At 64.2% G+C, this 528-nt stretch carries 1 protein-coding gene; it reads right to left on the reverse strand.

Going from position 1 to position 528, the window contains the following annotated elements:
* Nucleotides 1-528, reverse strand: a 528-nt coding sequence (locus AC07VU_RS30780; RefSeq protein WP_495031033.1) for an Ig-like domain-containing protein, incomplete at both ends; no start/stop codon positions are given.

Raw genomic sequence — 528 nt, forward strand, 5'->3', positions numbered from 1 at the left:
CACGATGGTCGCGGTCGGCCGCACCGTGTCGATCGCATAGTTGTTGGAATCGGTGGTGCCGCTGCCGGCGTTGCCGGACAGGTCGGCGATACCGGTGTTATCCAGGGTGATCAGGTTGCTGGTGTCGCTGATGCTGGCGCTCGGAGTGAAGGTCGCGGTCCAGGTGATGCCGCCATCGCTGCTGCTCACCGCGCTCAAAGTGCCGTTGGCAATACTCAGGTCGGCGTTGGTGAAGCCGCTCACCGCTTCGCTGAAGGTGATGGTCACCAGCGAGGTTTCGCCGATTCTCAGTGCGGTATCGGCAACGACGATGGTCGCGGTCGGCCGCACCGTGTCGATCGCGTAGTTGTTGGAGTTGGTGCTGCCCTGGCCCTGGTTGCCCACGCTGTTCTGGACGCCGGTGTTGTCCAGGATGATCAGGTTGGTGGCATCGGTGATGCTGGCGCTCGGGGTGAAGGTGGCGGTCCAGGTAATGCCGCCGTCGCTGCTGCTCACCGCGCTCAGGGTGCCGTTGGCGACGGTCAGGTC

This window comes from Pseudomonas sp. GW821-FHT02B10 (genome assembly GCF_059421865.1).